The sequence below is a fragment of the Lysinibacillus sp. EB271-A1-10B genome (genome assembly GCF_058791335.1).
Map to the genome: position 1 here is coordinate 317,157 of NZ_JBYTDL010000001.1, position 11,194 is coordinate 328,350.

General features: G+C 38.6%; 10 protein-coding genes. All 10 read right to left on the reverse strand.

Going from position 1 to position 11,194, the window contains the following annotated elements:
- Nucleotides 1-127 precede the first annotated feature (127 nt).
- Nucleotides 128-1,285: a cell division protein FtsZ gene (gene ftsZ / locus AC3WSK_RS01510; protein WP_079559776.1), complete on the reverse strand. Its 1,158-nt coding sequence runs from the start codon at nt 1,283-1,285 to the stop codon at nt 128-130.
- A gap of 305 nt (nt 1,286-1,590) precedes the next feature.
- Nucleotides 1,591-2,874: a cell division protein FtsA gene (ftsA, locus tag AC3WSK_RS01515; RefSeq protein WP_492411532.1), complete on the reverse strand. Its 1,284-nt coding sequence runs from the start codon at nt 2,872-2,874 to the stop codon at nt 1,591-1,593.
- A 96-nt stretch (nt 2,875-2,970) separates the two neighbouring features.
- Nucleotides 2,971-3,342 carry a small basic family protein gene (locus tag AC3WSK_RS01520; RefSeq protein ID WP_079559774.1) on the reverse strand — a complete coding sequence of 124 codons (372 nt, stop codon included), beginning with the start codon at nt 3,340-3,342 and terminating at the stop codon, nt 2,971-2,973.
- Nucleotides 3,343-3,345: 3 nt separating this feature from the next.
- Nucleotides 3,346-4,065 carry a DUF881 domain-containing protein gene (locus AC3WSK_RS01525; protein ID WP_492411535.1) on the reverse strand — a complete coding sequence of 240 codons (720 nt, stop codon included), beginning with the start codon at nt 4,063-4,065 and terminating at the stop codon, nt 3,346-3,348.
- Nucleotides 4,066-4,135: 70 nt separating this feature from the next.
- Nucleotides 4,136-4,861: a DUF881 domain-containing protein gene (locus AC3WSK_RS01530; protein WP_079559772.1), complete on the reverse strand. Its 726-nt coding sequence runs from the start codon at nt 4,859-4,861 to the stop codon at nt 4,136-4,138.
- Nucleotides 4,842-5,660: a cell division protein FtsQ/DivIB gene (locus tag AC3WSK_RS01535; protein ID WP_492411537.1), complete on the reverse strand. Its 819-nt coding sequence runs from the start codon at nt 5,658-5,660 to the stop codon at nt 4,842-4,844. The genes AC3WSK_RS01530 and AC3WSK_RS01535 overlap by 20 nt, the downstream gene beginning before the upstream one ends.
- Before the next feature lie 20 nt (nt 5,661-5,680).
- The gene (ftsW, locus tag AC3WSK_RS01540; RefSeq protein WP_492411539.1) at nt 5,681-6,760 is read right to left on the reverse strand and encodes a putative lipid II flippase FtsW; all 1,080 of its coding nucleotides are present in this window, start codon (nt 6,758-6,760) and stop codon (nt 5,681-5,683) included.
- Between the two features lie 40 nt (nt 6,761-6,800).
- Nucleotides 6,801-8,150, reverse strand: a complete 1,350-nt coding sequence (murD, locus tag AC3WSK_RS01545; protein WP_492411541.1) for a UDP-N-acetylmuramoyl-L-alanine--D-glutamate ligase — start codon at nt 8,148-8,150, stop codon at nt 6,801-6,803.
- Nucleotides 8,147-9,118: a phospho-N-acetylmuramoyl-pentapeptide-transferase gene (gene mraY, locus AC3WSK_RS01550; protein ID WP_079559768.1), complete on the reverse strand. Its 972-nt coding sequence runs from the start codon at nt 9,116-9,118 to the stop codon at nt 8,147-8,149. Before mraY ends, murD begins: the two co-directional genes overlap by 4 nt.
- A gap of 124 nt (nt 9,119-9,242) precedes the next feature.
- Complete coding sequence (locus tag AC3WSK_RS01555; RefSeq protein ID WP_492411544.1) at nt 9,243-11,159, reverse strand: stage V sporulation protein D; 1,917 nt, start codon at nt 11,157-11,159, stop codon at nt 9,243-9,245.
- Nucleotides 11,160-11,194 lie beyond the last annotated feature (35 nt).

The following is an 11,194-nucleotide window of genomic DNA, read 5'->3' on the forward strand; positions in this document are numbered from 1 at the left end:
GCGAAGCGTCAGCGGCAAAGCGTCCAGTCGGAATGGAAATCACCCCTTCGTTTTGCAGTTTCAACAACACAAAAAAGCTCGTATTTCACATAATGTAAAATACGAGCTTTTTAAAGTGGATGCTGACTTATCCGCGATTTTTACGATTGCGTAAAAATGCCGGTACTTCAAGCGTGTCATCCTGTACATAATTTTGTTGATTTTGACGTGGTTGTTCTTGATGCACATGCACTTCTTGACGTTGCTCACGAATCGGAGCTTGCTGTTGTTGTGTAGCTTGTCTGTTTGCATTTAACGTCGGTCGTGGAGTATTACGCTGTTGCTGTAAAGCTTCCTCTGAGAAACCAGTTGCAATTACTGTCACAATAATTTCATCTTTTAGATTTTCGTTAATTACCGAACCGAAAATCATATTTACTTCTTCATCTGATGCTGATGCTACAATATCAGCAGCCTCTTGTACTTCAAATAGGCTAAGATTTGAGCCACCAGTAATGTTCATAAGGACACCTTTAGCGCCATCAATTGATGATTCAAGTAATGGACTTGAAATAGCTTTCTTAGCCGCTTCTGCAGCACGATTTTCACCTGTAGCAATACCAATACCCATTAACGCTGAACCTTTGTTAGACATAATAGTTTTTACGTCTGCAAAGTCTAAGTTAATAAGACCTGGCGTTGCAATTAAATCTGAAATACCTTGTACACCTTGTCGTAAAACATTATCTGCTTCACGGAATGCTTCTAGCATTGGTGTAGATTTATCAACAATTTGTAATAACTTGTCGTTCGGAATAACGATTAAAGTATCAACAGACTCTTTCATGCCACCGATACCACCGATAGCTTGTGTTTGTCGTTTGCGACCTTCAAACGTAAATGGACGCGTTACAACACCGACTGTAAGAGCTCCTAAATCGCGAGCAATTTGTGCGATTACTGGCGCGGCACCAGTACCAGTTCCTCCGCCCATTCCAGCTGTAACGAATACCATATCTGCACCACGAAGAACTTCCTCTAATTGTTCACGGCTCTCTTCTGCTGCTTTTTTCCCTACTTCAGGATTAGCACCTGCACCTAATCCACGTGTGAGTTTTGTACCAATTTGTAGCTTTATTTCTGCCTTCGATAAATTTAAGGCCTGTGCATCTGTGTTTACTGCGATAAAGTCAACACCTTGTACACCATGTTCTATCATTCGATTGACAGCGTTGTTACCGCCGCCACCAACACCAATGACTTTTATTACTGCAAGTTGATCAACACTTGTATCAAATTCTAACATTTCTTTTTCCTCCCACGGTAACTCGACTCTGTATCATTCATTACGCATTCAAGATCAATTATGCCTCGGTATAATTGCGTCCGGAATCGGCTTTGTGCTTAGGCCTGCTGAGGGCCGACACGATGTCGGTCATTTCGGTAATGCCACAGGACGTGGCGTTTTTACCGATGCAGGTCAGTTAGCCGTTATCGCATGGATGCGATGTTTTAGGCTAACATCCGATGTAGAACTCCTTTCCGATTCCGTGACATCCGCCGTAGGCTTTAACTTCTTTCAGCGGGTGTTTGGACACCTGCTGAAAGAAGTTAATCAAAAAACTTATCAAATAATTTTTTTGCTCTTCCGATTACGCTTCCTTTTGGCTCTGAAGGTGTAGCATATTCTTGCTTCTTAGATGTGGCTGCAGGAGATCCTACAACTGCATATTCAATAGGTTGCGTATTAGCACTTTTTCCATAAAAATCATCTTCTAAATAGGCGTAACGAATAAGTCCAACTGCCGTCGAAAATGAAGGCTCTCTAACGCCAATATAATCAGGTGTATATATTCTAACACGAGTTTGCAGAATTTGACGTGCCAGTTGAGCAATACCGTCAAGCTTTGCAACGCCTCCAGTCAAAACAACACCACCTGGTAAATCTCTAACACCTAGACGGGCTAACTCGTCAATGACTAATTCAAATAATTCTTCCAAACGAGCGCCAATTATTTCCGAAATATAGCGCTGGCTGTACTGATCTGTTGAATCTGTCCCTACAACCGGTACTTCGAATAGTTCTTCATCAGATGCATCATCATAATAGGCATGTCCAAATTGATGTTTAATTTGCTCTGCCTGTTCCGTTGGTGTTTTTAAGACGATTGAAATATCTTTTGTAATATGATCGCCACCAATTGGAATGACACCTGTATGTGTTAATAACCCCTCTTCAAATACTGAGATAGTAGTTGAACCGCCTCCTAGATCAACAAACGCGGTTCCTTGGTTTTTTTCATCCTCCGATAATGCAAAAAAACCTGCTGCTAATGGTTGCAAATATATTTCTCGAATGCTTAGACCTGCACGTTCTACACAACGTAGAACATTGTGTAAAAGTGTTTTTGAAGTAGTAATCATTGTGGCATCCATTTCTAAACGGATGCCAATCATGCCTCGTGGATCTTTAATCTCATCTAAATTATCCACAATAAACTGTCTTGGAATAATATTCACTAATTCACGTTCAGGAGGTATTGACATGACTTGTGCAGATTCTACTACTCTATCTAAGTCATCATCTGTAATTTCTCTATTTTCACTATTTACAGCGACTACACCTTTAACCAGCTGTAACATCGTCTGGTTAGCTGGAACACCTAAAACGACTTCATTAATTTGATATCCTGTCATTCGTTCAGCTTGATCTATTGCTTTTCGAATTGATTGAACTGTTGCATCAATATCAACAATCGCACCTTTTCGAACTCCATTCGATTTTACATTTCCGACCCCAATTACATGTAACTGACCATCGCTCATTTCACCTATTAATACCTTGATAGAGGATGATCCTATATCAAGAGAAATATATAAATCTTGCTGATTCAATTCGCTGCACCTCCTCGAAAAAATGCTCTTATTCTCATTCTATTGTAAATTCGGCATAATGTCTAAGCAAATCGAGCATTTAGCTCAACTTTTCTCTCATTCTATGGAATTTTTGTTCCTTTTGTGACGTTTCTCATCTATCTTAGTTAGTAAAATACGCCTAATAATTGCTATATTTTGGAACAAACGTACTCCGAAAGCGAAAATGGCCGCTAAATATAAATCTATCCCTAAATACACACCTAAAAAGGCTAATCCCGCTGCCAGAATTATATTAAAAAAGAATCCAGATACAAATACTTTATCGTCATATACTTGCTGTAATTGAGCACGAATACCGCCAAATAATGTATCTAAGGCTGCTAAAACAGCTATTGACAGATAATTTTCATAAATAGAGGGTATTTGCATATTTGTTAACAAGCCAAGGGCAAGTCCAAATATCAAACCTAAAAATGGTAGCCACATATATTATTCTCCTTTTTTCACCTCTGTTAAATAATCATTTGTCAATGGCTGATCAAATGCTGGGATTATTAAATGCTCTGTTGGTTCCTCTATTATTAAGTTAAAGTTGTCCAAATAAAAGGAATCAATAAATGTGGAAGCCTGTAATGAATTGTACATTTTTTGTGCTTCCTTAAATGAGCTTGTCCCAACATAAATTTCAAAGGGTGGAGCGGACAGTGGTACACTGTTCACTGTCGTCTTTCCATTTATGTCTCGAATGGCTGTAGTCTGGACAACTCGATTTCCATCTATCGAGACACTCGCTGCATTGTTTTTAAACAGAGCATTTAGTAATTGGGTTAGTAAATCAGGCGAAATTTCTTTGATTTCATACCCCATTTCTACTAATTCGGGCGCTGGTTCAACACGAAGTACAACTCCGGGCCCTGTCACTTCCGTTAACCCGGCCTGTTGCTTTAAACGATTCAGCGTTTGATATAATGCCGACTGTAAATTTGCTTTCTCAGATTGCTCATAGCGACCCACTACTTCATTAAGTGAACGAATTTCTGCTAATAATGTGGAATGCCTTTGCTTTTCTTCTGCTAATTCCTCTCTTATGGCCCAAATATCTCGTGTATCTCGCTCAGCTGGTTGCTTTATGGTATTGTATTGTACCGCTATCATCAAACCGATAATAAATAGCACGATCGTTATTCGGGTATACATATTTTTTTTCAAAATAGCCCCTCCTAGACGTATCGTAACCCCTCACAGATTTACGCCTTAGATCTTAAATTAGAAAAATCGTTTAACTTTCTACTTTTGCTTTTGGCATCGTTAGCTTTTGCTCTTCTTCAAATGATACAACAATATTGTCATTTAATAATTGATCCACAACGCCACCTTTTAAGTTTAAGGAAGCTTTAAATGTTGCTGAATCTCCTACAGCCTCGATGACAAATGGAGCTGGATGTTGCTTGCCATCAATCGTAATGACTGGTCCATTACAGCGTATATAAGAATTCGCCAAAACACGTTGACCATTAATAGCAATTGCTTGAGCGCCAGAAATTTTAAGCTCATTGAGTAATTTAAAAATATGGCTTTCATGCACGATATAATCATTAGGATTAGCAGATTTTGGATCGTAATCACCATCTTGAAGAGTTATACGTATCCCTTTTCCTTCTGAATTTAAATCGCCTAACAACAAACGTAAATCCTCTGCTTCTTCAACAAGCTTTGTATAATCCTTTTTGCTAGCGACGAATGATTTTTCATACTTACGAATTTTTTCCTGCAAAGCATTCGCTTCTTCTGATAATTCTTTATTGCGCTCTTGCTGTGCAATTAACTCCTCACGATATGAATCCTCTTGCTCCAAAAGCTTTGGATTGGTCGAACCTGCATCTCGATTATCTTTTGCCTGGTTGTAGGAATAGCCAATGATAAACCCCATAGTCACACAAACAATAAGCAACTGAAATTGTTTTCTTGAAAAGAAATTTTCTTTGCTATTCTTTTTCTTGTTCATCTTTTTCCACTTCCTGGTCGGCCGCATCGGTATCTATATCAATAGCTGTTTGGTTGTACTCATTATTGAAAGGACGATAATACGAGCCTACCTCTAAATCGATAACTCCCTTCTCCAAATTTGAAATTTGTGCCACAAGTGAAGGGTAATGATTTAGCTTTTCTGCTAATGTTTGAATAACAGCTCGAACTTCATAGCCATCGTTCATATAGAGCTTGACTGCATTAGGGTTTGAGTTATTGCTGTCAGTATTGACTTGAGAAATGAGAGTTAATACTTCTGGATTTAATTGCGCTAACTGCTTTACAAGTTTCTTAATTGTCTTTTCGCCAGATATGCCGATAAATACAGGTGCATCAATCGGGATTTCATCTCCAGCTTGATCAAAGCGCTTGCCATTTTCAAGTAATGGATAATAAGTACCGTCACCAGCTAAGTACGCAACCTTTTTCCATTCTTTAATTTCTATTGCCACGCCTTGAGGCCAATTACGTTTAACATGTGCTTCTTTCACCCATTTATCCTTTAGTAATAATTTCTCTACCTCTTCTTCTTTAAATCCCCACATTGACTTCCCAGTTGCAAGAGTACTTGACTTCAAATAATATTGTTCTTCTACTAATCGAGCGCCATTGACTGTAATTTTGTTGATTTTACTGTAAGGAGATTGAAAATAAAGGAGTACTGCTAACACGATAAAGAAAAGTAATATTAGCACTATAAATTTCCGATTTGTACGCTTTTTTCGTCGCTTTTTTAGCGTAGGTATGCGATCTTCTATGTCAATTACTTTCTCCAAAAAGTACTCCTCCTTTATATTTATTTCGCTAATTGATAAATAATACCTATTATTAGCCACATTGTTACTAAAGATGTTCCTCCATAGCTGATAAAAGGTAATGTGACACCTGTTACAGGCACTAAACCAATCACTACTGCTATATTTAGAAATGCTTGTACGGCTAACATTGTTACAAGTCCAATGATCGCGTAATAAGATGTTCTTGTTTTAGCCTGCACTGCAAATTTATAGCCTGCATAAATCGTCAGTACGAAAAGTGCTAAAATAACAAGCCCACCAAATAATCCGACCTCTTCAAGGATTATTGCGTAAATAAAGTCATTTTGTGGTTCGGGTAAATATAAAAACTTTTGCCTACTTTGTCCAAAGCCATGCCCGAAAATCCCAGCCGGACCTATAGCCATTAACGACTGCACAGCCTGAAACCCACTTCCTAAAGGATCGACCCACGGATCAATAAATGCTTCAATTCGCTTTAGTCGGTATGGCGCTGTGACAATCAAGACTACTAATCCAGCAATCCCAGCAATCATAAACATTGCATAAAGCTTTAAAGGATACCCTGCCACAAAAAACAATAAAAACACAGAAACAACGAGAATAAAAACTGAACCAAAATCGGGCTGTAGCATAATAAGTACAACGGGCAATAATAAGATCAATCCATGCCGCCAATTAATAATCGACGTACCCGTTTTATGCTGCGCTAAAATATGGCTCATGTATACAATGACGGTAATTTTCGCTAGTTCAGCTGGCTGAATTGTTAGAGGACCTACGCCAATCCAGCTTTGAGAGCCATTTCGTACAAGTCCAATTCCCGGTATAAGTACAAGGACTAGTAAAACTAACGAAAATATATAGGCCATTTTCCAAAAGGACTGCTCTTTCAAAATATTTAATCGAACAGTGATTAAAAACACTACAATAGCTACGGCAAAGTATAGACTTTGCTTCATATAAAACGGCATTTTTCCACTATAATGAACGGCACTCCAATAGGTACCTGCAGAATAGACGAAAATAATGCCGATTATTGAAAGCATCAATGTTGTGACGAGCAATAAATAGCTTTCTTTCCCTCTCAGTAATGCCATCCTTCCAAGTCAAGTATATTCTAAAATAATTACAGGCTCATTACAGCTTCATTACAGCATCAATAAAAACATCGCCTCTTATTTCAAAGCTGTCATATTGATCCCAGCTTGCGCAAGCCGGAGATAGCAGAATAACATCGCCTTCTGCTGACATCGGCGCAGCATAGTGTACTGCATCCTCAACATTTTGGGCAATGACAGTTTGCTGTACACCACATGATTTTGCAAATTCTACAAAACGTAGTCCTGTTTCTCCAAAGGCAACAACACCTTTTACATGGCTCATACATGGACGCAATTCTTCAAACGAATGTCCTCGATCTAATCCACCTGCAAGTAAAATAACAGGTGCTTGGAATGCATCTAAAGCACTTTTTGTAGCTAAGCAATTTGTTGCTTTGGAGTCGTTGTAAATTTTGCGTCCGCTCCATTCACGCACAAATTGAGTACGGTGACGAACGCCTCCAAATTTCGCTAGCACTTCTTCCATTTTAGCTTTGTCACAGCCAACTAAAATACAAGCTGCGACAGCTGCTAAAATGTTTTCTAAGTTATGCTTACCAGGCAAAGCGATATTCGCTCGATCTAAATAAGGCTCTCCTTGCCAATAAATTGTTGTATCATCCGCACTAATTCCTTCATCCGTGCGTCGCTTAGAACTAAATGGTACCTTTTGAGCCTTTGATTTTGTTGCATAGCCAACAACAACCGGCTGATCTGCATTATAAATAAAATAATCGCTTTCATCTTGATTACGTGTAACACCAAATTTTGCCTCAGCATAGTCATCAAATGTCCCATGATAATCAAGATGTGCATCATAAAGATTAGTTAATATAGCAATCTTCGGCTTAAACGTTTTAGTCCCCATTAATTGGAAAGATGATAACTCTGTCACAATTACATTATCCTTTTGTGCTTCTCTTGCAACACCACACGCAACTGTTCCTATATTCCCTGCAATTAACGGTTTTAAACTACCGTTATTCAACATGTCGAAAATTAACGTTGTCGTAGTTGTTTTACCGTTTGACCCTGTAATACCGACAAATGGCGCTTCACTAATTAAATAAGCAAGCTCAATTTCTGTCCAAACAGGGATTTCACGGCTTATTGCATCTGCTACTATTTTATTGCTATAAGGAATTCCTGGATTTTTCACAACTATTTCAAAGCCCTCATCTAGTAAGTCTTCTGGATGACGCCCACAAATAACTGTAATCCCCTTTTGCAATAGACCTTGCGCATCTGGGCTTTCGTCAAATGGTTTTGAATCATTCACCGTCACAAAGGCGCCAAGCTCATGTAAAATCTCAGCTGCAGCCACACCACTTTTAGCTAGACCTAAAACAAGGACTTTTTTATGTTGTAAATCTGTAAATTTTTTCATAAGAACGCCTCCGATAAAACTCCAATCAATGCTACTGCTAAAGCCGTTGACCAAAAGACAAGTACTACCTTCCATTCTGACCAACCTGATAATTCAAAATGATGATGAATAGGACTCATTTTAAAAATACGTTTTTTACGAAGTTTGAAGCTACCTACCTGTAAAATAACGGATAATGTTTCAATAACAAACACTAATCCAATTAATAACAGTAAGAATTCTGCTTTTTCTAAAACAGAGACCATAGCTAATGCTCCACCTAATGCTAGAGAACCTGTATCTCCCATAAATACTTTTGCAGGATTCGCATTAAAAAGTAAAAACCCTAATAATGCACCTGTTACTGCGAATGAAAATAAGGCGATATCAGCTTGCTCTTGGAACAGAGCAATAACACCAAATGCTGCAAAGGCAATGGATGCAGTACCTGCTACAAGGCCATCTATGCCATCTGTTAGATTCACTGCATTTGAGAAGCCAACTAACCAGAAAATTAAAAAGGCTACATAGAAAATACCAAGATCGATCGTCCAATCTGTAAATGGTATTGCAATTGATGTATCAAACGATCCATGTAGTAAGAAATAAGCCAAGACTGCAATGACAATTTGACCAATAAGCTTTTGAAGTGATGTTAGTCCTAAATTACGTTTAAAAACAACTTTTAAGCTATCATCTAACAAGCCGATCAACCCAAACCCTACTAATACTAGTAGCAGTACGATGGTTTGTGTTGTAAATAAATCTAAATAGCTACCTACTCCAACAGTAGTGAGGATAATGGCAATTAAGAAAATAATGCCTCCCATTGTTGGAGTACCAGCTTTCTTCATATGGGATTTTGGCCCCTCTTCACGAATACTTTGACCGAACTTTAATCGGCGAAGAAGTGGAATAATAATTGGTGCCAGGATAACTGTTACTATAAAAGCAAGAGCTAAAATGGTAAGCGTTGTTGCGAGTTTCATTGAAAAATCTCCTTTAAATCTTGTTTCACTTTCTTCTTGAAGAAAAAAGCACAAACTTTCATGTATTTATTACTACCCTTCATAATAATAGTGGTTCTTTCCCATTTTTTAAAGGTAAAGTTAATTAGTTTTCTAAATAAAGATGAATGGTGCCATCTTGTTTGATAACACTATCCACTTCAGGCAGCTGATTGCCAATTTTAGTCCCTTCCCCATGCCATACAATGCGGAATGGATAATGTTGCTTGGCAATATCGTCCTTCGTTTGACCAATAAAACTTGGTACCTTCATAGTGATTGGGTCACCCCATCGATAATCTTTTTCAAGCTGTTCCTTCGATTTTTCAATGCCAACAAAAGGTGCAATATCTTCAATAATTTGACCAACGATTGGAGCTGCTATCACACCGCCAAACTGTGTTCCCTTTTTCGGGTTATCTACTGCTACATAAACGACAATTTCCGGATTATCCGCAGGTGCGAAGCCAATAAACGATACGATATATTCGCCGTCTTTATAACGGCCATTCTCTACTTTTTGTGCCGTACCTGTTTTACCACCGATTCGTAATCCATCTCGGTAAGCTTGACGTCCTGAGCCCTTTGCGACAACAGATTCTAATGCACCTCGAACCTTTGCAGACGTCTCCTCACGAATAACTTGTTTTTTAACTTCTGGTTTAGTCTCTTTTATAACGTCCCCAGTATTAGGGTTAAAAACCTTTTTCACAACATATGGCGTATACAGCTTGCCCCCATTTATTGCTGCGGCTACTGCTTGCACTTGTTGAATTGGTGTAACGGCGACCCCTTGGCCAAATGAAGTTGTAGCCTGCTCAACAGGTCCAAAAGCGTCCTTGGAAAATAAAATCCCTGAAGACTCACCAGCAATGTTAGAACCTGTTTTTGTACCAAAACCAAAATCTTTAACATATTGTAGTAGTTTTTCATTACCTATTCGCTGACCTAATTCAATAAAGCCTGGGTTACAAGAATTTTCTACCACTTCAAGGAAGGTTTCAGATCCATGACCTTCTCGCTTCCAACAACGCAATCTTGCTCCTGCAACCATTGAATAGCCTGGATCATAAAAAGTATCCTTCTCTAAATCCACTACATTTTCTTCTAAAGCAGCACTAAGGGTTATAATTTTGAACGTTGACCCCGGCTCATATGTCATCCAAACAGGTAAATTTCGATTGTAGATTGCTGGCTCTACCGTTTGATATTCTGCTGGATTGAAAGTAGGGTATGAGGCTAATGCTAAAATTTCGCCATTGTTTGGATTCATGGCAATAGCCATTGCTTGGTCAGCATCATAACGCTTCATCGCCTGTGATAATTCACGTTCAACGACCTGTTGTACATCTACATCTATCGTTAGCTCGACCGTTGCGCCATCTTCACCAGCCTTCCAGGCACTCTTTACATTCGGTAAATTATTCCCTTTCGCGTCTGTAAAGATTCGTATAGCCGAAGAATTAGCCTGTAACAGCTTATCGTATTCATATTCAATTCCCGCTAAACCTTGTGCATCATAGCCTGTGAAACCTAAAAAACGAGATAATAGGGTACCGTATGGATAATCCCTTGAATAATCGACACCACTATATAATCCTTCAATCTGCATAGCTTGTAACTCCACTGCTTTTTCATAAGGAATATTTTTTCCTTCAGGTGCCAGCTTTACTAAGTACACTTTCTTCTTCATTTTTTCCAAAAGCTTTTGTTCATCTACACCTAAAACTTGTGCAATTTTTGCCGCTGCACCTTCAATATCCTTACTTTGAGAAGGCATGAAATATAAAGTTGGTGCAAGCTTATTTGTGACAATATTTTTCCCCTTACGGTCCGTAATATGCCCTCGCTCATTGGCAAAAGGAATTTCACGGTCCCAATTCTCTTCGGCTTTCTTTGTCAGTTCTTTTTGATCTAATACTTGCAAGAAGAAAAGCCTAATAACAATCGCAACGGCTACAAACATTAACAATACATATAAAACACGCAAACGCTTTTTGGAATGGATAGAAATCCACTTCATTCGACATCACACCTTGTTTTTTACAACGTATGAAA